This is a genomic window from Krasilnikovia sp. MM14-A1259 (assembly GCF_047159535.1).
In the GTDB taxonomy this organism is placed as follows: Bacteria; Actinomycetota; Actinomycetes; order Mycobacteriales; family Micromonosporaceae; genus Actinoplanes.
In genome coordinates this window covers 7,784,257-7,806,432 of sequence record NZ_BAAGAJ010000002.1, presented here as the reverse complement: position 1 = coordinate 7,806,432, position 22,176 = coordinate 7,784,257, and the positions used below count along the sequence as shown (strand labels likewise).

Sequence of the window (22,176 nt, the reverse complement as noted above, 5' to 3'; positions counted from 1 at the left end):
TCCCACGGCTACGCGGGCACCGTGGAGCGGGCGAGTTCCTCGCCCACCCGGGTCGCCGCGGCGGTCATGATGTCGAGGTTTCCGGCGTACCGCGGCAGGAAGTCACCGGCACCGGCGATCTCCACGAAGATCGCGACGCGGGTGCGCCCGCCGGTGGCCGCGGACGGCGGGTCGAACTGTGGCGCGTTGAGCAGCCGGTAGCCGGGCACGTACCGGGCCACCTCCGCGGCCATCGCCACGATGGACTCGGTGACGTCCGCGGTGTCCGCCGAGGGGTCGATCGCGCAGAACACCGTGTCCCGCATGACCAGCGGCGGCTCGGCCGGGTTGAGCACGATGATCGCCTTGCCCCGGTCCGCTCCCCCGACCAGTTCGAGCGCCCGGCTGGTCGTACGGGTGAACTCGTCGATGTTGGCCCGGGTGCCCGGCCCGGCCGAGCGGGACGCCACGGTCGCCACGATCTCGGCGTAGCTCACCGGGGTCACGCGGGTCACCGCGTACACCATCGGGATGGTGGCCTGCCCGCCGCAGGTGATCAGGTTGAGGTTCGGCGCGTCCAGGTGGGCGCGCAGGTTGACCTCCGGCACCACGAGCGGCCCGACCGCCGCCGGGGTGAGGTCGACCGCGCGGATGCCGGCCTGCGCGTAGCGCGGCGCGTTGGCCCGGTGCACTGCCGCCGACGTGGCCTCGAAGACCAGGTCGGGCAGCGGGTCCTGGGCCAGCAGCCAGTCGGCGCCGCCCGCGCTGACGGCCATGCCTGCCTCGGCGGCACGGCGCAGGCCCGGGCTGTCCGGGTCGACGCCGGCCATCCAGCGCGGCTCGATCAGCGGCGAACGCAGCAGCTTGCACAGCAGATCCGTGCCGATGTTGCCGGACCCGACGATCGCGGCGGTCAGCTTCGCCATGGACGGCGCTCCCCCGTGTCTGGTGCGGTCTGGAAGGACAGGCCGACCTCGCCGAGGCCGGTGAAGACCGCCCGGAACGTCTCGCCCGGGTGGACGTCGACCGCCCGGGCGCACGCGCCCGGCAGCACCACGTGCCCCGCGCGCAGCCGCACCCCGAAGCCGGCGACCGTACGGGCCAGCCAGGCCACCGCGGTCACCGGGTTGCCGAGTACCGCATCGGAGCGGCCCCGGGCCACCGGTTCGCCGCCCCGGTAGAGCACGGCGTCGATGGCGCGCAGGTCCACCTCGTCCGGCGCCACCCGGGCCGCACCGACCACGAAACCCGCCGAGGACGCGTTGTCGGCGATCGTGTCGGCGAGGCTGATCCGCCAGTCCACGACGCGGCTGTCGATGAGTTCGATGGCCGGGGCCAGCGCCTCGGTGGCCGCCAGGACGTCGGCCTCGGTGCAGCGGTGGCCGGGCAGGTCCGCGCCGAGCAGGAACGCGACCTCGATCTCGACGCGCGGGAAGCAGTAGCGTGCGGCGTCCGCCGGTGCCGTCTCGGACAGGCGCATGTCGGCCAGCAGGTGACCGTAGTCCGGCTCGTCGACGCCCATCATCTGCTGCATCGCGGCCGACGACAGCCCGACCTTGTGGCCCACCACCGCCTGCTGGCGGCGGCGCACATTGTGGAGCTGGATAGCGTACGCGTCGGCCGCGGTCAGGTCCGGGTGCTGCAGCACCAGGGGTGGGATCGGGGCGCGGTCGCGTTCCGCGACGTACAGCCGGTCGGCCAGTGTCCGGCGGTCAGTCTCGGTCAGCATGGGTCCCTCCCCGCTCGGGGCTCCGACGCGCCGGGGAACGCCGACCCGGTCCGGTTCGCCGCGCTGCGGCCCGCCCGGCGGCCGGAGAAAACGCAGTCGGCCAGCGACAGCCCGCTCACGTAGCTGTGCGAGCAGATGCCGACCGCGGTGCGGCCCGCCGCGTACAGGCCCGGCACCTCGCGTCCGTCCACGCGAAGCACCTGCCCGGTCTGTTCGTCGACCCGCAGGCCGCCGAGCGTCAGCACCGGTGCCGGCGCGGCGGGCCGCGCCCGCACCGAAAAGTCGATCAACGAGTACGGCGGCCGGGTCAGCGGCCGGACCAGCCCGGCGGGCTTTCCCGCGGGATCGGACCGGCCGCCCGCAGCGGCGTCGTGGTACGCCGCCACGGTGGCGGCCAGGCCCGCGGGATCCACCCCGGCGCGCCGCGCGACCCGTTCCACCGTCGGCGCACCGACCCGGTCGACGTGGAGCAACCACCGCGCCTGCACCCGCTGGAACCACAGTGTCTGCTCGCGGAGTTGCTGGTGTGCCTCGGCGAGGAGGGCCGCGTCGACGAGCAGCCACGCCCGCCGCTGCGGACAGCGCACGACGGCGTCGCCGATCGCGGCGCCGTACCGGGACTCGTCGCAGACGCGCCGCCCGTCGCGGTCCACCAGCAGCCCGCCGACGAGTGCGGACGGCGGGGCGAGGAAGCGCCACACGCTGACCCGGTCCAAGTTTCCGGTTGCGGCGCCGACCTCGGTGCCCATCCGGATGCCCGAGCCGTCGTCGCCCGCCGTGCCCAGCGGCAGCGTGCCCCGGCAGTCCGGGGCGTGGTGGCGCAGCATCTCGGCGTCGTGGACGAACCCGCCGGCGGCGAGGACGACGCCCGTACGGGCGCCGATCCGCACCGGGCGGGAGTAGCGACGTTCCAGCCAGGCCACGGGCCGGTGCAGTGCGCGACCGAGCGCGGGCACGTACATGCCGGGTTTGACCGACCACCGGTGCAGGACGCGGTGGCCGAACCGGACCCAGGCGGGTGCGCCGCGCAGGGTCCGGCAGGCGACGCCGGTCACCCGGCCGTCATCGCCGGTGATGAGCCGGTGGGCGCGGGTCTGGAGCAGGACGTCGGCCCCGGCCGCGCGAGCGGCCTCGGCAAGCGGGGCGTACAGCGCCCGGCCGGATGTCCCCCGGGCGTACGCCCGGTGGCCGCGCGGCGCGGGCGCGGCGACGTGGGCGAAGCTGTGCTCGCTGCCGGAGCGGTACAGGTAGTGCCGGTTCGTGGGGTAGCTCGTCTCGTACGGGCACAGCCGCGCGTCGAACGGCACCCCGCGCTCCTCCAGCCAGGTCAGCATGTCGGCGCTCTGCGTGCAGAAGCGGCGCAGGGTCTGCGGGGCGACGGCATCGCCCACCTCCTGGCTCAGGTAGTCGGCCATCGCCTGTGCGCTGTCCTCGATACCGGCCTCGCGTTGCTGGCGGGTGCCGCCGCCGGCGTAGACGACCCCGCCCGAGACGGCGGTGGCGCCGCCGCCGGCGAAGCGGTCCAGCACCAGCACGCGGGCGCCCGCGGCCGCCTCGATCGCCGCGCAGGCACCGGCCGCGCCGAAACCCACCACGACAACGTCGGCCGACTCGTCCCACGGCTCGGTCACGACACCTCCGAATCTGCAACACGTAGCAGAACGGTTTTCCGGCCCGCGATGGCGCCGGAACGGCAATAACTATAACCTGTTCTAGTGATGGTGGACGATGGCGAGTTCGACGTCGTCGTGGTCGGCAGCGGCGCCGCCGGGATGACCGCGGCGCTCACCGCGGCGCACCACGGCCTGCGCGTGGCGCTGGTGGAGAAGGCAGCCGTGTACGGCGGCTCCACCGCCCGTTCCGGCGGAGGTCTGTGGCTGCCCGGCAACGACGTGCTCCGGCGGGCCGGGGTCACCGGCGACGCCGCGTCCGCCCGCACCTACCTGGCCCATGTCGCCGGGTCCGAGGTGCCGGCGGCACGCCGGGAGGCGTTCCTGGCCGCCGGTCCGGCCATGCTCGCGTTCGTCCGGGCGCACACGCCGCTCGACTTCGCGTGGGTGCCCGGCTATCCGGACTATCACCCCGAGGCGCCCGGCGGGCTGCCCGGCGGCCGTAGCGTCGAGCCGCGGCCGCTGGACGCCCGCCTGATCGGGCCGGACCTGGGCACGCTCGCCCCGCCGTACCGGGCCGCGCCGGACGGCGTCGCGGTGACCGCGGCGGACTACCGGTGGCTGTCGTTGGGCATCCGCCACCCGCGGGCGCTGACCACCGCGGCCCGGCTCGCCGCGGGCGGCGTGACCGCTCGGCTGCGGCACCGGCGGCGGCTCACCATGGGACAGGCGCTCGCCGCCGGGCTGCGCGCCGGGCTGCGCGCGGCCGGGGTCGAGGTCCGGCTGGACACACCCATGACCGGTCTGCTCGTCGAGGGCGACCGGGTCACCGGGATCGATGCCGAGACCGGCGGGCGGCCGGTGCGGCTGCGCGCGCACCAGGGCGTACTGCTGGCCAGCGGTGGATTCGAGCACAACGAGCAGATGCGGCGCCGGTACCAGCAGGTCGGTGCCGCGTGGACGGTCGGCGCGCCGGGCAACACCGGCGACGGCATCGAGGCGGGCCGGCGTCTGGGCGCCGCGCTGGACCTGATGGACGAGGCGTGGTGGGGCCCGGTGCTGCCGCTCACCGGCGGGCCGTACTTCTGCCTCGCCGAACGCAACCTGCCCGGCTGCCTGATCGTGGACGCCACGGGCCGGCGTTTCGTCAACGAGTCGGCGCCGTACGTCGACGCCATGCACGCCATGCTCGCCGCGCCGGAGCGGGTGCCGGCCTGGCTGGTGACCGACCAGCGGTACCGGAACCGCTACCTGTTCGCCGGGTACGCCCCGCGCGCACGGCTGCCGCGCCGCTGGTTCGACGCCGGGGTGGCGTGCCGCGCGGACACCCTGGACGCGCTGGCCGGGCAGATCGGCGTCGCCGCCGAACAGTTGCGGGCGACCGTGGAACGGTTCAACGCGTTCGCCGCCCGCGGCCACGACGACGACCTGAAGCGCGGCGACTCCGTCTACGACCGCTACTACGGCGACCCCCGCAACCGGCCGAACCCTTGCCTGGGCCCGGTCACCAAGCCTCCGTTCTCCGCGTTCCGGGTGGTCCCCGGCGACCTGGGCACCAAGGGCGGGTTGCGCACCGACGAACGGGCCCGGGTGCTGCGCGGCGACGGCACACCGATCCCCGGCCTGTACGCGGCGGGCAACGTGAGCGCCTCGGTGATGGGACGCGGCTACGCCGGGGCGGGCGCGACATTGGGCCCCGCCATGGCGTTCGGCCATCTCGCCGCGCTGGACCTGGCCGGGGTCACACCCGCCACCGCACCCGCTCAGGAGGACTGATGCCCATCGACCCCGCGATCGCCGTCGGCGCCGCCCTGCCGGCCCGGGAACTGCAATGGGAGAGCACCGACGTGCTGCTCTACCACCTCGCCGTGGGCGCCGGCCCGGACGAGCTGTCGTACGTGTACGAGGGCGCCCTGCGCGGCGTGCTGCCCACGTTCGCCACGGTCGCCACCACGCTGGGCACCACCGAGCCGCCCGCGCTGAGAATGCCGGGAGTCGACGTCGACCTGGCCCGGGTCGTGCACGGCCGCCAGGAGCTGGTCCTGCACCAGCCCATCCCGCGGGCCGGGCGGGCGCACGCGACCTCGCGCGTCGCCGCCGTCCACGACAAGGGCAACGCCGCGGTCATCGTCATCGAGACCACCACCGCGCTGTTCACGATCCGGATGAGTGTCTTCGCCCGCGACGAAGGCGGCTTCGGCGGCGACCGCGGACCGTCCACCCGCATACCCGTACCCGACCGCAAGCCCGACGTCGAAACGCTCTGCCCCACCGATCCCCGGCAGGCGCTGTGGTACAGGCTGTGCGGCGACCGCAACCCGCTGCACGTCGACCCCGCGTTCGCCGCTGCGGCGGGCTTCCCGCGACCGATCCTGCACGGCCTCTGCACGTACGGGATCGTGGCGAAGGCGGCCGTGGACACCGTGCTGGACGGTGAGCCGGACCGGGTGGCCGGCTACGACGCCAGGTTCGCCGGCGTGGTGTTCCCCGGCGAGACGCTGCGCACCCGGATCTGGCGGGAGGACGGCCGCCTGCTGGTCAGCGCCACGGTCGCCGACCGCGACGACGCCCCCGCACTGTCCGACGCGGCCATCACGCTCCGCTGAATCGCGGGCCCGGGATCAACCCGGTGGGCTGAGGTCCGGGCCGAGGATCAACCCGCTGGTCGGTACGCCGGTGCCCGCGGTGACCAGCACGGGGCCGTCGCCGGGCACCTGGTTGACCGCGGTGCCGCGTACCTGACGGACCGCCTCGGCGATGCCGTTCATGCCGTGGATGTACGCCTCCCCGAGCTGCCCGCCGTGCGGGTTGACCGGCAGCCGCCCGCCCAGTTCGATGCCGCCGTCGGCGATCAGGTGCCGCGCCTCCCCCCGGCCGCAGAAGCCCAGTTCTTCGAGCTGCATCAACACGTACGGGGTGAAGTGGTCGTAGAGCACCGCGGTTCGCACGTCCGACGGCGTGTACCCGGACTGCCGCCAGAGCTGGCGGGCCACCACGCCCATCTCCGGCAGCGCACCCACCTCCGGGCGGTAGTAGCTGGTCATCACGTACTGGTCGGGGCCGCTGCCCTGGGCGGCCGCGCACACCACCGCGGGTGGTTGCCGCAGGTCACGGGCTCGGCGCGCCGACGTCACCACCAGCGCGACCGCCCCGTCGCTCTCCTGGCAGCAGTCCAGCAGCCGCAACGGCTCCGCGATCGGCTTCGACGTCCGGTGGTCGTCCAGGGTGATCGGGCGGCCGTGGAACCAGGCGTGCGGGTTCGTGGCGGCGTGCCGGCGCGCCGCCACCGCGACCCGGCCGAAGTCGTCCGTGGTGGCGCCGGTGTCGTGCAGGTAGCGCCGGGCCACCATGGCGACCATCGCGGCCGGAGTGGCCAGCCCCATCGGGTGGTGCCAGCTCGCGTCGACGCCCGCGGAGGTGGGCGCCAGCAGTTCGGCCGACACCTGCCCGAAGCGGCGGCCGGAGCGTTCGTTGAGCGCCCGGTAGCAGACCACCACGTCGGCCAGCCCGGCCGCGACGGCGAGCACGGCCTGCTGCACGACCGCGCACGCCGCTCCCCCGCCGTACGCGATCCGGCTGAGGAACGTCAGCTCGCCGATCCCCAGTTCCCGGGCGAGGGCGACCTCGGCGGTGTTGTCCATCGTGAACGTCGCCAGGCCCTGGACGTCGCCGGGGGCCAGGCCGGCGTCGTCGAGCGCCGCGCGGACCGCCTCGACCGCGAGCCGCAGTTCGCTGCGGCCGGAGTCCTTGGAGAACTCGGTGGCCCCGATCCCAGCGACGGCCGCGGTCCCCGCGATCATGACGACACCCGGACCGTGGCGGCGACGTGCTCGCCCCGCGCGGTGCGGCCGCTCACGGTGACCACCCGTTCGCCGCGGGCGTCCGGCGCCGCCCGCCCGGTGAAGGTGAGCGTGTCGTTGGCGTAGCACGGTGTGCCGAGGCGGACCGCGACGCCGCGTACGCGCGCCTCGGGACCGGCCCAGTCGGTGACGTAGCGCTGCACCAGGCCCGTGGTGGCGAGGATGTTGAGGAAGATGTCCCGGCCGCCACGCCGTACGGCCGCGTCGCGGTCGTGGTGGACGTCCTGGAAGTCGCGGGTGGCGAGGGCGGTGCTGATCACGACCGTGGGGGTCACCGCCAGCTCCCATGTCGGCAGGATGCCCCCGGGCTGGTCGGCGGGGCGCCACGCCGGCAGCGTCAGCTCGTCGTCGACGCGGACGAACTCGACTCGCACCGGCATGCCGATGTGTACGTCGTCCGGGTCCACGTCGCGCAGCTCGCCGGTCATGCGTACCCCTTCGTCCAGGTCGATGAGCGCCACGACGACGGGCAGCCGGCGGCCGGGCAGCGGCGGGTGGCGGTGCACGACGTAACTGTGGATGCGGCCGGTGCCGGCGGCCGGCACGTACCCGGGTTTGGTGGCGCCGCAGCACGGGCAGGCCGGGCCGGGCGGGTGGCGCAGCGCGCCACACTCGCCGCAGCGCTGGATCCGCAACTCACCCACGGCAGTCCCGGCCCAGAAGTACGCGGTGTCCGCGCTGATCACCGGCCGCAACGCGGCACCCGCCCCGAAAGCAGCACCGGTCCGGGAAGCGGGCCCCGCCTCGAAGGCAGCACCGGTCCCGGAAGCGGCACCGGCCTGGGAAGTAGCGCCGTGGGCGGGATCCGTCGACGTGACGCCGCTTCCCGGGTCCGGGCGCGCGGTGCCGGGCCGGAACTTCAAGACCCGGAACTGCATCGCCGCGACCGGTTCGGCGCCCGCGCGCCAGGTGCTCTCGGTCGTGATGAACCAGCCCTCCCCCAGCGTGGTCCGTTTGGGCCCGGTCACCTCGGTGAGCCGGCTACGCACGGACACCTGCTCGCCGACGTGCAGGTACCGGTGGTACGTCTGCGTGCTGTCCGTCGCTACCACGGAGGTGAACCCGGCCTGGTCGAGCACCGCCGACATGGCCCGCAGCGGGTCGGCCGGGTCCGGTGCGTCCGGGCGCAGCCCTGGCATGGTCCACACCTGCGCCATCGCGGGCGGGGCCAGCCCGTCGCTCTCGTAGACCGGACTGGTGTCGCCGATCGCCCCGAGCCAGTCGCGGATCGCCGGGAGGTTGACCGGGTCCCGGGCCGGCCGGGCCGGCGACTCGCCCGCCGCGCGGATACGCCGCGCGGCCGCCATGATCGTCTCACCCGCCGCAGTGGCGCCGTCCCCAACCGCCGGCGTCGCGGTACTCCGGGCGGTGGCGGCCTCGGCGGCCTCCGTGCTCGGCTTGTCCATTCGGCACGCTCCTGTCCTGCCGTCGCGCGGCACGGTCGGCCCTGCCGGGCGGGCCGCTGCTATCTGGGCACGCGGGGCAGGCCCACGCCCGCGGACGCGATCAGTTCCCGCTGAATCTCGTTGACGCCGCCGCCGAACGTCAGCACCAGGTTGCGTTTGGCCTGCAGGTCCAGCCAGGACAGCAGGTCGGCGGTCGCGGGGTCGGTGGGGTCGCCGTACCGGCCGACGAGCTCCTCGAGGTCCTGGCCGAGCCGCAGCAGCCGTTCCGAGGCGAAGACCTTGGTCGCCGACGCGTCCGCCACCGAGGGCGGGTCGGTGCCGGCCACCTGCCAGTTGAGCAGCTCGTTGACGCGCAGGCAGGCGTGAGTGCGTGCGAGTGTGCGGCGTACGTCGGGGTGGTCCGGCAGCGGCGGGTTCGCGGACACCCACGTCCGCACGCGGTCGTACAGGGCGCCAAGACGCCCGGCCGGTCCCAGCATCACCCGCTCGTGGTTGAGCTGGGTGGTCAGCAGCCGCCAGCCACCGTTCTCCTCACCGACCCGCATCGACACCGGCACGCGTACGTCGGTGAGGTAGACCGCGTTGACGTGGTGTGCGCCGTCGGAGGTGATGATCGGGGTCCACGCGTACCCGGGGTCGCGGGTGTCCACGATGAGAATGGACAGGCCGTGGTGGCGCGGCGCGTCCGGATCGGTGCGGGCGGCGAGCCACAGGTAGTCGGCGTCGTGCGCGCCGGTGGTGAACGTCTTCTGGCCGTTGACCACGTACGCGTCGCCGTCGCGCACCGCGCGGGTGCGCAGCGCGGCGAGGTCCGTGCCGGCCTCGGGTTCGGTGTACCCGATGGCGAAGTGGAGAACGCCTGCCAGGATGCGCGGGAGGAAGAAGTCGCGCTGTTCCGGCGTACCGTGCGCGAGCAGGGTCGGCGCCACGGTCTGCAGGGTGACCGACGGCAGCGGCACGTCGGCGCGGGCCGCCTCGTTCACGAAGATCTGCTGCTCCACCGGGCCGAGCCCGCCGCCGCCGTAGCTGGTGGGGAACCCGAGGCCGAGCCAGCCGTCACGGCCCAGCCGCGAGACCACCTCGCGGTGGGCCGGGCCGTGCCGATCGTGGCGCAGCGCGGCCCGCTGCCGCGGTGAGACCAGATCGGTCAGGTACGCCCGCAGCCGCTGCCGCAGCGCATGCTGCTCGTCAGTCAGGTCGATGAGCAAGACACCCTCCCAGCCGGTGCAGGCAGTACTCGCTGCCGCCGAGGTGGCGGACCAGGTCGCGCAGCTGCGCGCTGTAGGAGTGCAGTGGATAGTCGGCGGCCAGGCCGAGCCCGCCGTGCAGGTGGTGGCAGAGGCGCAGGGCCGGTGGTGTCTCGCTGGTCAGCCAGTACGCGGCCACCCACAGGTCGTCGTCCGCCGGCCGGTCCGCGTCCAGCCGCCAGGAGGCGGCGAGCGCGGCCAGGCGCAGGGTGCGCGCGGTGACGTAGACGTCGGCGATCTGCTGGGCGACGGCCTGGAACGCGGCGAGCGGGCGGCCGAACTGGTGCCGGGTACGGACGTGGTCGGCGGTCAGCCGCAGCGCCCCGGCAAGCAGCCCGTCGGCGACCGCGCAGGCACCGGCGACCGCGAACCGGTGCAGGTCGGCGACGCTGCGGCCGTCGGTGTCGTCGCCGAGCGGCTGTGCGGCCACCCCGTCCAGCGTGAGGGTGTACTCCGGGGTGCCCGCCGAGGTGGGCGTGCGCCGCAGTGCGACGCCGGGAGCCGCCGGGTCGACGACGGCGACCGCGACTCCGCCGGCCGCCAGGCTCACCGGGACGAGGATCCGGTACGCCTGCTCGGCGTCGCGCACGCCGGTCTTCGTACCGTGGAGCCTCCAGCCGGTGGTGGCCGTGGTACGCGGCCGGTCCGGGAACGGTTCGCCCGGCTCGGCCGGCGCTGCGGTGAGGACCTGTCCCTGGCGCACCGCATCCAGCAGGTCGCGTTGCTGGCCCGGGCCGCCCCACCGGGTCACCGGCAGCACGCCGAGGGCCAGGGTGGACAGCGCCGGGACTCCGGCCGCCCGGCGCCCGATCTCGGTGAGAACCAGCGCGGTTTCCAGTACGCCCAGGCCCGCGCCGCCGAGCCGGGCCGGAACCGAAAGGGTGAGCAGGCCCGCCTGCCCGAGCGCCTTCCACAGGCGTTCCGGGGTGTCCGCGTTGTCGTCCAGCACGTCACCGGCGAGGCGGACGACGGCCCGCTGCGCCTCGTCCAGTTCGAAGTCCATCGCCACCCTCCGGACCAAATGAGAACACGTTTCAGTTTACTGGCGGCTCCGGCGGCTGTCACGGGCTCACCGCCGGACGTTGCTACCCTTGGGGGGAGCGAATGACCTGGTCACCGATCGTGGTCGAACCGCCGCGAAGGGCAATCATGGCAGCGAGAACGAATACCAGAAATGGCACCGGGCGCCGGGTGCTCGCCGGCACGGACGCCGAGCACGGCTCTGCCGCCCAGCGGGACCGGCACCGCCGGATCCTGGAGGCCACACTGCGTCTGGCCGCGAAGGGCGGCTACGAGGCGGTACAGATGCGCGCGGTCGCCGAGCTGGCCGAGGTCGCACTGGGCACGCTGTACCGGTACTTCCCCTCCAAGATCCATCTGCTGGTGTCGGCCCTGGCAGTGGAGCTGGAGCGGATCCAGGAGAAACTGCACCGCAGGCCCGTGCCCGGCGATACCCCGTACGAGCGGGTCCAGTTCGTGCTCGACCGGGTGACCCGGGCGATGCAGCGTGAACCGCTGGTCACCGAGGCCATGACCCGTGCGTTCATGTTCGCCGACCCGTCCGCGAGCGCCGAGGTCAACGCGGTGGCGCGGCTGATGGAGGAGATTTTCACCAGGGCGATGCACGACGGCGAGCCGGACGCGGACGACCGGGCGAAGGCCCGGGTGATCGGCGACGTATGGCTGTCCAATCTGGTGGCCTGGGTGACGCGCCGGGCCTCCGCCGACGACGTGATCAACCACCTGGAGCTGGCCAGCCGCCTGCTGCTGCGCTGACCCGGACGCGGCGACGCCGCCGGTGGCGCGACGGCGTCGCCGCGTCCGGATTCAGCCGAGCAGGGCGGTCAGCTTGGCCAACGACTGCTGAGTCGCCGCGCCCGCCTGCTTCTCCAGCATCCCGGCCATCGGTCCGGCCAGCGCCGGACCGGTGAACTCCATCTCGTACGTGATCTGTGAGCCCTCCCCGGACGGCTCGATCACGAAACGACTCTTGGCCTTCACGCCCATCGGACCGTCACCGGACTGTTCGAGACGCTGCGCCGCGACCGCGTCGGTCACCCGCCACGCCATCTCCGCGGGCATCCCCATCAGCTTCACCCGCTGCCGGTAGGTCGCGCCGGTGCCGAGGCTCGCCGGTACCTCACCGGTGAAGCCCTCGTGCATCGTGTTCCACTCGGCGACCCGGGACAGGTCCACGACCAGCTGCCAGACCCGCTGCGGTTCGGCCGTCGCATCGGCGGAGACACTGACCTTGGGCATCACGTTCCTCCTTGAACTGCACGGTCCGACCTGACCTACGGCAGATCGGTGCTGATGATCTTTTCGATGTTGCGTTCCGCCAGGGCGGTGATCGTGACGAACGGGTTGACGCCGGTGCTGCCGGGGATCAATGAACCGTCCATGACGTACAGGCCGGGATGTCCGGGCAGCCGGCCGTAGTTGTCGGTCGCCTGATCGAGGACGCAACCGCCGAGCGGGTGGTACGTGAGGTCGTCGCCCCAGATCTTGCACACGCCGAACAGGTCGCTGCGGTAGATGGTGGCCTGTCTCCGGTTGATGGTGTCGAAGACCCGGCTGGCCGCGTCGATCGACGGCTGGTTCTGTTCCGTACGCCAGGTCAGATCGACCGCGCCGGTACCGGTGTCGTAGACGAAACTGCCGCGGTGGGGATTCTTGGTGATCGCCAGGTACAGGCTGATCCACGTCTCGTTCCCCGACGGGAACGGCGCGATCTCCGCGAACACCGGCCCGGCTGGATCGGCCCAGTTGTCGATGCCCACCGCCGGCATGGCCGACTGCAGCGAGCCGGTCGGCTGCCAGACGTGGTTGGCACGGGCGACCATGACGTTGCCGTTGTTTCCCCATCCCTGCCCCACCGCGTCGCCCAGGCCGGGCAGCTTGCCCAGCGCCTTCATCGCGACGAGCAGTTTGCTGGTGCCGACGCTGCCGGCCGCGAGGAAGACCCGGTCGGCCCGGACGGTCTTGGTGGTCACCGGATCGCCGGTCGTACCGACCTGGGTCAGCGTCACGACATAGCCGCCACCATTGGCCGGCGCAACGGCCGTGACGACGTGCTGGGTCGTGACGGTCAGCCGTCCGGTCGCCGCGGCGGCCGCCAGGTAGGTCTTGTCCAGTGACCGCTTGCCGTGGTTGTTGCCGTAGATGACCTCGCTGCCCAGCGCGGAGCGCGCCACGGTACCCGCCTGTTCGTTCGCCATGTACGCGAAGTCGTACACGCTGGGGATGAACGTGGTCCGGTAGCCGGAGGCATGGGCCTCGTCCCGGCTGAGGCGGGCGTACTGGTAGCACGCCGCGGACTCGAACCAGGCCGGGTCGACGTTGTTGACCCCGAGCGTGGCCATGGCGCGGGGGAAATAGGTGCGGTACATCGCATCGGCGTCGACCGACGGCAGGATCTCCTCGAAGTAGTCACGCTTGGGCAGCACGGCCATGGCGCCGTTGACGAGGGATCCGCCGCCGAGACCCCGGCCCTGGTAGACGCGGATGCCGGAGAAGCTTTCGGAGTCCAGCACGCCGGTGTACCGGCCGATCGGCTTGTTGACCGGGATGCCGAAGAAGTAGCCGAGCGGCTGGTCGGTCGAGGTCCGCAGCCAGAACGAGCGCTGGTCCGGCTTGACCATGTCGCAGAAGACGTTGCCGTCGGATCCGGGGGTGTTCCAGGCCATCCCCATCTCGACGATGCTGGTCGCGATCCCGGCCTGGGTCAGCCGCAGCGCGGTGACCGCGCCGCCGTAGCCGCTGCCGACGACGAGGGCGGGCACGTGGTCGCCGTCGGACAGGACGGCGTTCGCCGCGGACGCCCGGGCCAGCAGCGCGCCCGCCGACGCACCGAACGCCGCCACGGCGGCGCCGGCCCGCAGCAGTCCTCGGCGGGAGATTTCCGGTGACGGGGGTCGGGGATGACTGGGCATGGGCGGCCCTTCGAGCGTCTCGGGCAGGTGTGGTCAGGAGTGGTCGGCGATGTCGTTGGCGGCGATGTACCCGAACGTCATCGCCGGCCCGATCGTGGCGCCCGCACCGGCGTAGCTGTGCCCCATCACAGCGGCGCTCGAATTGCCTGCCGCATAGAGGCCGGCCACGACCGTGCCGTCGGCGCGCAGCACCCGGGAGCGGGCGTCGGTACGCAGCCCGCCCTTGGTACCGAGGTCACCCGGCACGATCTTGCAGGCGTAGAACGGTGGCAGCCAGAGCGGGGCCAGGCACGAGTTCGGGTGCACCGAGGGGTCCGTGTAGTAGTGGTCGTACGCGCTGTCACCGCGATGGAAGTCGGGATCCGAACCGGCCAGGGCGTACCGGTTGAACCGGGCGACCGTGGCACACAACGCATCCGCGGGGACGCCGATCTCGCGGGCGAGGCCATCGAGCGTCGGGTTCCGGAACACGGCTCCGGCGTCGTACCAGGAGTCGGGGAACGGCAGCACCGGCGGCACGTCCCGGAACAGGTAGCGGTTGCGGTAGTTCTGGTCGAACACGAGCCAGGCCGGGATGTCCGGCGTGGCGCCGTTCTTGTCGTACATGACATGCACGACGTCGCTGTACGGCGCCGCCTCGTTGACGAACCGCGACCCGGCACTGTTGACCAGGATGCAGCCGGGCAGCGTGCGCTCGGCCAGGCAGAAGTACGGCTCGCCGGGCAGCGGGATGGCCGGTCCCCACCACGCGTCGTCCAGGAAGTCCGTGGCCGCACCCGCGCGCAGGCCGGCCTGGATACCGTCGCCCATGTTCGCGGCGGCACCGACCGTCCAGTCAGTACCGATCGGCTTGCGTTGGTACGCCAGCCGCATCGCGAGGTTGTGTTCGAACCCGCCCGCGGCCACGATGACGCCACGGCTCGCCTGGATCACGGTCGGGGATCCGTCGCGGTTGACGACGACACCGGTGACCCGTCCTTGCCCGTCGAACTGGAAGTCCTGGAACGGCGTGTTCAGCCAGACCGGCACGCCGGCCGTCGCCAGCCCGGCGCGCAGCGCGCCCGCGAGCGCCTGCCCCATGGTGAGCGGCGCGCGTCCGTGCAGGACGGCGGAGGCGTACCGGGCGGCGCACTCGGCCGCGACGGCGGTGCCGTGCACATTGACCAGAGCGAGGACCAGCCACCGGTAGTCGGTGGTGAACACCGTCATCCCCGGAGGGGTAGGCATGTACGCCGGGTTCAGGTTGGCCAGCTCCGGGCCGAGCAGGTTGCCGTCGAACAGGTCCGGCTCGATCGAGCGGCCCTGCGGCATGCCGCCGGGCAGTTCGGGATAGTAGTCGGGATAGTCCGCCATGTACCTGAAACGAAGCGGGCTGTTCGCCTGCACGAACGAGATCATCTGCGGGCCGTTGTCGAGGAACGCCTGCTGTTTGGCGGTGGGCACGTCGCCGCCGACCACCGCAGCCAGGTAGGCCGACGCCGACGCCGGCGTGTCGGGTACCCCTGCGGCGAGGATGACCTCGTTGTTCGGAATCCAGATCCCGGCACCCGAGCGGGCCGCGGAACCGCCGAACGTCGACGCCTTCTCCACCACGAGGACGCTGACACCGCGCCTGGCCAGGCGCAGGGCCGCGGTCATCCCGGCGGCGCCGCACCCGACCACGACCGCGTCGAACTGCTGCTCGGCGGCAAGTGCCGCGCGCTGCTGCTCGGCGGCGAGAGCCTGGCGACCGGGCGAGGTCGACCCGACCGCCAGGCCCGCACCGATGGCTGCGGCACCCGCGAGGACCGTACGCCGGCTGAGGGTTGGGGGCATCGGAGCTCCTTAGGGCAGGGAGCGGTACGTGCCTCGGGGTCGCTGCGGGCGCCTTCGCAACGACTGCGACAAGGACTGTAACGTGTTCTACTATTGGCGAGATGAGCCCTGCTGTCAAAGGGGTCTGGCGCGAGCCGCGGTCAGAGCGACGCCGCCACGGATCCAGAATCGACTGCCCGCTCGGGCGCCGGGCGGTGCAACCTCGGCAACCTGGCCGTCAGGCGCCGCACGACGCCGCCGTAAAGCACCCCGACGACCAGCGATGCGACCAGGGCGACGTATCGGGAATAGCCGTCAAGAAGCGGGTAGACGTGCCAGTGGGTCACGTAGATCGACAGCGATGCGCCGGCCAGGGCGCCGGCGAACCGGCGCAGCATCACCGAGCTGGGTAGCTTCGGTGCCCAGACGAGCAGGAGGACGCCCACCCCCACGATGACCACCTGGAGCCGCTCGTCGTCGTAGTTGGCGACCGCGGCCACGGTGATCGCGGTGACCAGCCAGCGTTGCCACTCCGGACCGGCCTTGCCGGCCGCCCAGCCGAGCGCGAAGAGCCAGAGCAGTTGGACCGGCGTGGCCATGTGGTGCCAGGGCGAGACCGGGATCAGGCCGAACCGGACCGTGAGGGCAAGGCCGAGCACCGTCATGGGCACGGCGAACGGGAACCGCCGCACGCACCGGTCGATCACGGGTACGGCCATCATGAGCGCCAGGGCCAGCAGGATGTAGACGTAGGTCTCGATGAACCACAGGTTCCGCTCGTCTCCGAAGCGGGGGCCGATCGCCTCGGTGAGCAGCGCGACGTTCTTCCAGGTGTAGGAGTAGTCGGTGAACACGACCACCGCGGCGACGAAGATCGATGTCGGCACGGCTACGCGCGCCACGGTGGCCGCGATGTGCCGGATGCGTTCGCGTCGATCGCCGGACGCAAGGTGGAAGCGCGCGAAGTTGAAACCGGCCACCGCCAGCAGCAGATGGGCACCGCCGTGGATCGTGAAGGCATGGATGTGGGAGCCGACGATCAGGACGATCGAGATCGCGCGCAGCAGGACCGTGGTGTCGATCATCAGTCGCCGTACCGGCGGCGGGTCGGGTCTGGCCGTCAGTTCCCGGATCGGCATCGCCTCCCAGCCCGCCGGGAGGCCACCCAGCATCTCCTCCAGTCGCACGGACATCTCGACGTACGACAGCGAGTCGCCGCCGAGGCTGACGAAGCTGTCGTCGTCGCTGACCTCGGGCCGATCGAGGATCTCGGCATAGACGGCGCGCAGAGCCGTGGGCGCGGAGGCGTCGCCTCGCGCGGTCCCGGTCGCGCCGTCGCGCGGTTGCGTGGCCTCACCGAGTGCGCCGACTGCCTGGTGGTCGGGCTTGCCCGACGCCAGCCGGGGTAGTTCCGAAACCATGACCAGCCGCACACCATGCACCGGCAGTCCGCAGCGCGCGGCGACCTGCCGGTCGATCTCACCGCGGTGATGGCCCTCCTGGACAACCACGATGAGCTGATCGTCGCGTACGGTGCAGCACGCGGTCACGCCATCGGCCTCGAGTCCCGCCTCGATTCGCTCCAGGTCGATGCGCAGCCCGAACACCTTCGCGAACCTGCTGCGGCGACCGACGATCTCGTACATCCCGTCGGCGGTGCGCCGGGCCAGATCTCCGGTACGCAACTCGTGCACGGTCCGTCCCAGCGCAAGGTCCGCGGGTTGTTCCGCGTAGCCGAGCATCACGTTGGCGCCGGTGTAGACGAGTTCGCCGCCGTCCGGACCGGGGATGTCGTCCACCGGCTCCAACCGCAGCGAACCGCCGGGGATGGGTACGCCGATCGCCCCGGGATGCGCGCCGGCCAGACTGGGCGGCAGGTACGCCATCCGTGCGGTCGCTTCGGTCTGCCCGTACATGACGTACAGGTCCCAGCCGTGCTCGAGGCCCAACCCGGCGTAGCGCCGTACCTGCTCCGGTGCCAGCCGGCCGCCGGCCTGGGTGACATACCGCAGATGCGGAAGTCGCTTGGTCTCGAACCGGATCCGGTCGAGCAGCGTGAACGTGTACGGCACGCCGGCGAACGTGGTGCCCTCGGCGCGGCCGAACAACTCCCAGAAGGACGGATCGGCGACCGACCGGTCCGTCAGGATCACTCCGGCGCCCTTGACCAGATGGCTGTTGATGACCGACAGCCCGTAGCAGTAATGCATGGGCAGCGTCGTTGCCGCCCGGTCGGTCGCGCGAATGTCCAGATAGGTGGCGATCGCCTCGGCGTTCGACCGCAGATTGTGGTGTGACAGCCGGACCAGCTTCGGCGAACCGGTGGATCCGGAGGTGCTCAGCAGCAACGCCAGGTCCGGGTGCAGGACATGCGCCGATCCCGCGCGGCGCTGCTCGTAACGCCAGCGGCGGCCCACCCGCCGAACCACCACGTCCGGGTCGTAGGTCGACGTCAACGTCTCGACGGCGACCGGGTTGTCGCCCGGCGCCAGCAGCACCGGATGCCCGGCGGCCAGCGCACCCAGGTACGCCACGACGGCTTCCACGTCGTTCGCACCGACGATGAGGACCAGGCGCCTCCCGCTGCCGAGCTTGCGAGCCGCCCGCGCCACTCGCCGCGCCAACTCACCGTACGAGATCTGCCCGCGCTCGGTGATCAACGCGATCCGGTCCGCGTACGCCAGCAGATCACACCCCAGAGGGCGGGGGCCGACGTCGGAGCGAGTGGGTCGGGACGATTTCACGGCTCGTGACAGTAAGGTAAGGAAAACCTAACTGTCCACCCGGGTGACCAGGCATTAGCTCGCCAGAGGCCCGAGACATCCGTCACTTACCGCTGACGAATCCCTCGTCTAAGGTATCCCTAACCTAATTGACTGCTGGGTGAAGGGCGACGGTCGGCATGCGTCAGTGGAGGCGGCTCCTGGCCGTTCTGTTGTGTCTGGGTTTGACCGCTTGCGGGAGCGGGTCAGGCGCCGACAAGAACGCACTCATCGTGTACGGGGCACCGCATGGCGAGCTGCTGTCCGCGATGGTCGACAAGTTCACCCAGGAGACCGGGATCAAGGTCAAGATCCGGCCCGGCGCCGACTCGGAACTGGCCAACCAGATCGTGCAGGAGGGCAAGGCGTCGCCGGCGGACGTGTTCATGACCGAGAATTCGCCGGCCATGGGCCTCGTGGCAGGCAAGGGCCTGTTCGCCCGCGTCGACGACCCGACGGTGGCTCAGGTGCCGGCCGGGTTCGTACCGTCGAACCACAGCTGGATCGGCTATGCCGCCCGCTCCACGGTGCTGGTCCACAACACCACGGCGCTGCCGCACGACCAGCTCCCGAAATCGATCATGGATCTCGCGCAGCCGTCCTGGCAGAGCAGGTTCGGTATCGCACCCTCCGGGGCGGACTTCCAGGCCATCGTCAGCGCGGTGCTCGCGCTGAAGGGCACAGCGGCCACTCAGCAGTGGCTGGACGGGCTCAAGCGGAACGCGAAAATCTACACGAACAACATCGCGATCCTCAAAGCGGTCAACTCCGGCGAGGTTCCCGCCGGGATCAGTTACCACTACTACTGGTACAAGGACCGGGCCTCCGGTGGTACCGGCAGCGGCAACGCGGAGCTCCACTTCTTCGGCCACGCCGATCCCGGAGCATTTCTCAGCGTCTCGGGCGCGGGGGTGCTCGCTTCGAGTACCAAGCAGGCACAGGCCCAGCGGTTCCTGGCATTCCTGACGAGCACGACCGGCCAGCAGGTGCTTGCCGCCAGCAAGGCGATGGAGTACCCCATCGTCGACGGGGTGAGCAATCCGCAGCTCAAGCCGATGAGTGAGCTCGATCCCCCCAAGGTCGATCCCGCCACCCTGAACGGGCCCGAGGTCATCCAGCTGATGCAGAAGGCAGGTCTGCTCTGACCGGTTCCGCCCCGGCCACCGCCGCCACTGCGGACGCGCCACCACCCGGGCCGGCGCGGCAGCCTCCGCGGGGCCTCGCCCGCCGCCGCCATCCGGCCGCAACGCCGGTGCTCGGAGTCTTCGTCGCTCTGCTGGTGCTGCTGCCGTTGGCGTTCGTGGTGTTCTACGTGGCAACGTCGAGCTGGGCCGACATCGAACAGTTGGTGCTGCGACCGCGCACGGCCGAACTGCTGGTCAACACCGCATGGCTGCTCGGCGGCGGCGTGCTCACCTGCGCCGTGCTCGGCACCGGGGCGGCATGGCTGGTGGAACGCACCACCGTGCCGGGGCGCCGCCTGTGGCGTGTGCTGCTGGTAGCGCCGCTGGCGGTCCCGGCCTTCGTCAACAGCTACGCCTGGGTGTCGCTGCTGCCGGGCGCCACCGGCTACGGCGGCGCGCTACTCATCGTCACCCTTTCCTACTTCCCACTGGTGTACCTGCCGGTGGCGGCGGCGTTGCGCGGGCTCGACCCCGCACTCGAGGAAGCCGCCTGCGCACTGGGCCGGGGTCCGCTGAGAGTGTTCTGTTCCGTGGTGCTCCCGCAGCTGCGCCCCGCCGTGGCCGGCGGATGCCTACTGGTCGGGCTGCACCTGCTGGCAGAGTTCGGCGCGTTGCAGATGCTGCGCTTTCCGACCTTCACCGTCGCCATCTACGAGCAGTACCAGTCCTCATTCAACGGTTCCGCGGCCAACATGCTCGCCGCCGTGCTGCTGCTGTGCTGCCTGCTGCTGCTACTCGCCGAGTCGCGGCTGCGCGGCCGGGCGCGGTACGCACGGGTCGGTGCGGGCTCCGCCCGCCCCGCGCCACGGGCGCGCCTGCGCGCCGTCACGGTGCCGGCCACCGCTGGCCTGGGGCTGTTGACCGTGCTGGCGCTCGGCGTGCCCCTGGGTAGTCTCACCTACTGGCTGTTCCAGGGCCCATCGGTCATCGTGGCGGTGGGACCGCTCGGCGCGGCAGCGGCCACCTCGCTGGGGCTCGGCGCCACCGCCGCCGTGGCGACCGTGGCACTGGCACTGCCCCTCGCGTGGCTCGACGTGCGCCGCCCCGGCCGGCTGACCACGCTCATCGAGCGGAGCACCTACTTCGGCAACGCGCTGCCGGGCATCGTGGTGGCTCTGGCGTTGGTGACCGTCAGCATCCGCATCGTCCCGGACCTGTACCAGACGATCCCGCTGGTGGTGGCCGCCTACGCGATCCTGTTCCTCCCCCGCGCCGTGGTCAGCGTGCGCGCGGCCCTCGCCCAGGCGCCGCCGCTCCTCGACGATGTCGCACACAGCCTCGGCCTGTCTCCGATCGCCAGACTGCGGCGGGTCACGCTCCCGCTGATCGCCCCGGGCCTGGGCGCCGGCGCCGCACTGGTGTTCGTCGCGGCGGTCACCGAGCTCACCGCCACGCTGCTGCTCGCACCCACCGGCACCCAGACGCTCGCCACCCAGTTCTGGGCCTACAGCGACGGCCTGGCCTACGGCCAGGCCGCTCCGTACGCGGCCGTCATGGTGATGTTGTCCGCGCCGGCCACCTACCTGCTCACCCGCGACCCGGAAAGGACGGCCGCCGCATGACCGCGTTGACCGTGCAGGGCCTGACCAAGTCGTACGGCGCCGTCCCCGTGCTCGCCGGGGTCGACCTGCACGTGCCCGCCCGCACGTTCACCGCACTGCTCGGCCCCTCCGGCTGCGGCAAGTCCACCCTGCTGCGTCTCATCGCCGGCTTCGCCGACCCGGACGCCGGCACCATCAAGCTCGGCGAGCAGATCGCATTCAGCGACGGTCGCTCGGTCCCCCCGCAGCGGCGGCGGATCGGCTACGTACCGCAGGAAGGCGCCCTGTTCCCGCATCGCACGGTGGCCGCCAACATCACCTTCGGCCTGCCCCGCCACCACCGGCGGACCGGGCACCGCCTCGACGAACTGCTCGATCTCGTGGGGCTCGACCGGACCATCGCGGGCCGCTTCCCGCACGAGCTGTCCGGTGGCCAGCAACAGCGTGTCGCCCTGGCCCGGGCACTCGCCCCGGGGCCCGAACTCGTGCTGCTCGACGAGCCGTTCAGCGCCCTCGACACCGGCCTGCGGGAGGACACCCGCCGTGCGGTCGCGGCCGCCCTGCGCGCCGCCGACGCGACGGCACTGCTGGTCACTCACGACCAGGCCGAGGCGCTGTCACTCGCCGACCAGGTCGGCATCATGCGCAACGGACGCCTGGCCCAGCTCGACCCGCCCGCCACCATCTACCGCCAGCCACGCGACGCCCACATCGCGCGCTTCCTCGGCGACGCCGTGCTCCTGCCCGCCGAAGTCACCGACGGCACCGCGACCTGCGCGCTGGGCACCCTGCCGGTTCGCACGTCCGACCTCGCCGGCCCGGCCGAGGTGCTGATCCGCCCGGAGCAACTCCACCTGCACCGCACCGGCGTCGGGCCTACCGCCACGGTGCAAGAGATCAGCTACTACGGCCATGACGCCACTGTGCGTCTCTGCGTACAGCCGGAGGGCGTCGGTGTCACGGCCCGGCTGTCCGGCATCGAACTGCCCGAACCTGGAAGCACCGTCCGGGTCAGCGTGAGCGGCGACGTCCTCGCGTTTCCCCGCGACCGCGCCTGAGCGGCCCGGCCCCACCCCGACTGCCGTCGAGTCCGGACCCGAGCACGAGATCGTCATCAACGTCGGCGACGTAC

17 protein-coding genes and 1 pseudogene are annotated in these 22,176 nt (G+C 72.2%); 6 read left to right on the top strand and 12 right to left on the bottom strand.

Going from position 1 to position 22,176, the window contains the following annotated elements:
• Positions 1 to 8: 8 nt before the first annotated feature.
• From ACMCNK_RS35190 to ACMCNK_RS35180, 3 genes are read right to left on the bottom strand one after another with little or no spacing between them, the layout of a single operon-like run.
• On the bottom strand, positions 9 to 905 hold the full coding sequence (locus ACMCNK_RS35190) for an acetaldehyde dehydrogenase (acetylating) (RefSeq protein ID WP_412740648.1): 897 nt from the start codon (positions 903 to 905) through the stop codon (positions 9 to 11).
• Entirely contained in the window at positions 893 to 1,708 is an 816-nt protein-coding gene (locus ACMCNK_RS35185) for a 2-keto-4-pentenoate hydratase (protein WP_412740647.1), read from the bottom strand. The genes ACMCNK_RS35190 and ACMCNK_RS35185 overlap by 13 nt, the downstream gene beginning before the upstream one ends.
• Positions 1,702 to 3,339 carry an FAD-binding protein gene (locus tag ACMCNK_RS35180; RefSeq protein WP_412740646.1) on the bottom strand — a complete coding sequence of 546 codons (1,638 nt, stop codon included), beginning with the start codon at positions 3,337 to 3,339 and terminating at the stop codon, positions 1,702 to 1,704. Before ACMCNK_RS35180 ends, ACMCNK_RS35185 begins: the two co-directional genes overlap by 7 nt.
• Before the next feature lie 87 nt (positions 3,340 to 3,426).
• Between ACMCNK_RS35180 and kstD (ACMCNK_RS35175) the strand changes: the two genes are divergently transcribed.
• Both kstD (ACMCNK_RS35175) and ACMCNK_RS35170 read left to right on the top strand, forming a co-directional pair.
• The gene (gene kstD, locus ACMCNK_RS35175; protein ID WP_412741083.1) at positions 3,427 to 5,094 is read left to right on the top strand and encodes a 3-oxosteroid 1-dehydrogenase; all 1,668 of its coding nucleotides are present in this window, start codon (positions 3,427 to 3,429) and stop codon (positions 5,092 to 5,094) included.
• Entirely contained in the window at positions 5,094 to 5,924 is an 831-nt protein-coding gene (locus ACMCNK_RS35170) for a MaoC/PaaZ C-terminal domain-containing protein (protein WP_412740645.1), read from the top strand. Before kstD (ACMCNK_RS35175) ends, ACMCNK_RS35170 begins: the two co-directional genes overlap by 1 nt.
• Before the next feature lie 15 nt (positions 5,925 to 5,939).
• On the opposite strand, the gene ACMCNK_RS35165 is transcribed toward ACMCNK_RS35170, so the two are convergent.
• From ACMCNK_RS35165 to ACMCNK_RS35145, 5 genes and pseudogenes are all read right to left on the bottom strand, one after another.
• Positions 5,940 to 7,118, bottom strand: coding sequence for a lipid-transfer protein (locus ACMCNK_RS35165; RefSeq protein WP_412740644.1), 1,179 nt, complete (start codon positions 7,116 to 7,118; stop codon positions 5,940 to 5,942).
• Positions 7,115 to 7,513 (bottom strand): MaoC/PaaZ C-terminal domain-containing protein, encoded by a 399-nt coding sequence (locus ACMCNK_RS35160; protein WP_412741082.1) that lies wholly within the window; start codon positions 7,511 to 7,513, stop codon positions 7,115 to 7,117. The genes ACMCNK_RS35165 and ACMCNK_RS35160 overlap by 4 nt, the downstream gene beginning before the upstream one ends.
• Positions 7,499 to 8,485 (bottom strand): annotated as a pseudogene (locus ACMCNK_RS35155) (bifunctional MaoC family dehydratase N-terminal/OB-fold nucleic acid binding domain-containing protein); the annotation flags it as partial. The pseudogene ACMCNK_RS35155 and the gene ACMCNK_RS35160, both read right to left, overlap by 15 nt.
• 158 nt (positions 8,486 to 8,643) lie before the next feature.
• Positions 8,644 to 9,792 carry an acyl-CoA dehydrogenase family protein gene (locus ACMCNK_RS35150; RefSeq protein WP_412740643.1) on the bottom strand — a complete coding sequence of 383 codons (1,149 nt, stop codon included), beginning with the start codon at positions 9,790 to 9,792 and terminating at the stop codon, positions 8,644 to 8,646.
• Complete coding sequence (locus ACMCNK_RS35145) at positions 9,773 to 10,840, bottom strand: acyl-CoA dehydrogenase family protein (RefSeq protein WP_412740642.1); 1,068 nt, start codon at positions 10,838 to 10,840, stop codon at positions 9,773 to 9,775. Before ACMCNK_RS35145 ends, ACMCNK_RS35150 begins: the two co-directional genes overlap by 20 nt.
• 140 nt (positions 10,841 to 10,980) lie before the next feature.
• On the opposite strand from ACMCNK_RS35145, the gene kstR reads away from it, so the two are divergent.
• A complete protein-coding gene (gene kstR, locus ACMCNK_RS35140; protein ID WP_412740641.1) occupies positions 10,981 to 11,607 on the top strand; it encodes a cholesterol catabolism transcriptional regulator KstR in 627 nt (208 codons plus the stop codon).
• A 51-nt stretch (positions 11,608 to 11,658) separates the two neighbouring features.
• Here kstR and ACMCNK_RS35135 read toward each other — a convergent pair whose 3' ends face one another.
• The 4 genes from ACMCNK_RS35135 to ACMCNK_RS35120 form a co-directional block, all read right to left on the bottom strand.
• Positions 11,659 to 12,090: an SRPBCC family protein gene (locus ACMCNK_RS35135; protein WP_412740640.1), complete on the bottom strand. Its 432-nt coding sequence runs from the start codon at positions 12,088 to 12,090 to the stop codon at positions 11,659 to 11,661.
• 35 nt (positions 12,091 to 12,125) lie between these two features.
• A complete protein-coding gene (locus tag ACMCNK_RS35130) occupies positions 12,126 to 13,763 on the bottom strand; it encodes a GMC oxidoreductase (protein WP_412740639.1) in 1,638 nt (545 codons plus the stop codon).
• A gap of 33 nt (positions 13,764 to 13,796) precedes the next feature.
• Complete coding sequence (gene kstD / locus ACMCNK_RS35125) at positions 13,797 to 15,578, bottom strand: 3-oxosteroid 1-dehydrogenase (RefSeq protein ID WP_412740638.1); 1,782 nt, start codon at positions 15,576 to 15,578, stop codon at positions 13,797 to 13,799.
• A 140-nt stretch (positions 15,579 to 15,718) separates the two neighbouring features.
• Complete coding sequence (locus tag ACMCNK_RS35120; RefSeq protein ID WP_412740637.1) at positions 15,719 to 18,301, bottom strand: AMP-binding protein; 2,583 nt, start codon at positions 18,299 to 18,301, stop codon at positions 15,719 to 15,721.
• Between the two features lie 251 nt (positions 18,302 to 18,552).
• Here ACMCNK_RS35120 and ACMCNK_RS35115 point away from each other — a divergent pair, with 251 nt between their 5' ends.
• The 3 genes from ACMCNK_RS35115 (at position 18,553) to ACMCNK_RS35105 (ending at position 22,102) form a co-directional block, all read left to right on the top strand.
• On the top strand, positions 18,553 to 19,464 hold the full coding sequence (locus tag ACMCNK_RS35115) for an iron ABC transporter substrate-binding protein (protein ID WP_412740636.1): 912 nt from the start codon (positions 18,553 to 18,555) through the stop codon (positions 19,462 to 19,464).
• 107 nt (positions 19,465 to 19,571) lie between these two features.
• Positions 19,572 to 21,065 carry an ABC transporter permease gene (locus ACMCNK_RS35110; protein WP_412740635.1) on the top strand — a complete coding sequence of 498 codons (1,494 nt, stop codon included), beginning with the start codon at positions 19,572 to 19,574 and terminating at the stop codon, positions 21,063 to 21,065.
• On the top strand, positions 21,062 to 22,102 hold the full coding sequence (locus ACMCNK_RS35105) for an ABC transporter ATP-binding protein (RefSeq protein ID WP_412740634.1): 1,041 nt from the start codon (positions 21,062 to 21,064) through the stop codon (positions 22,100 to 22,102). The genes ACMCNK_RS35110 and ACMCNK_RS35105 overlap by 4 nt, the downstream gene beginning before the upstream one ends.
• The last annotated feature ends 74 nt before the right edge of the window (positions 22,103 to 22,176 follow it).

Excerpts from the sequence above, each read along its gene's own strand:
- kstR (WP_412740641.1), top strand. The coding sequence starts at position 10,981 with ATGGCAGCGAGAACGAATACCAGAAATGGCACCGGGCGCCGGGTGCTC.
- ACMCNK_RS35130 (WP_412740639.1), bottom strand. The coding sequence starts at position 13,763 with ATGCCCAGTCATCCCCGACCCCCGTCACCGGAAATCTCCCGCCGAGGA.
- kstD (WP_412740638.1), bottom strand. The coding sequence starts at position 15,578 with ATGCCCCCAACCCTCAGCCGGCGTACGGTCCTCGCGGGTGCCGCAGCC.
- ACMCNK_RS35105 (WP_412740634.1), top strand. The coding sequence starts at position 21,062 with ATGACCGCGTTGACCGTGCAGGGCCTGACCAAGTCGTACGGCGCCGTC.
- ACMCNK_RS35185 (WP_412740647.1), bottom strand. The coding sequence starts at position 1,708 with ATGCTGACCGAGACTGACCGCCGGACACTGGCCGACCGGCTGTACGTC.
- kstD (WP_412741083.1), top strand. The coding sequence starts at position 3,427 with ATGGTGGACGATGGCGAGTTCGACGTCGTCGTGGTCGGCAGCGGCGCC.
- ACMCNK_RS35190 (WP_412740648.1), bottom strand. The coding sequence starts at position 905 with ATGGCGAAGCTGACCGCCGCGATCGTCGGGTCCGGCAACATCGGCACG.
- ACMCNK_RS35170 (WP_412740645.1), top strand. The coding sequence starts at position 5,094 with ATGCCCATCGACCCCGCGATCGCCGTCGGCGCCGCCCTGCCGGCCCGG.
- ACMCNK_RS35135 (WP_412740640.1), bottom strand. The coding sequence starts at position 12,090 with ATGCCCAAGGTCAGTGTCTCCGCCGATGCGACGGCCGAACCGCAGCGG.
- ACMCNK_RS35165 (WP_412740644.1), bottom strand. The coding sequence starts at position 7,118 with ATGATCGCGGGGACCGCGGCCGTCGCTGGGATCGGGGCCACCGAGTTC.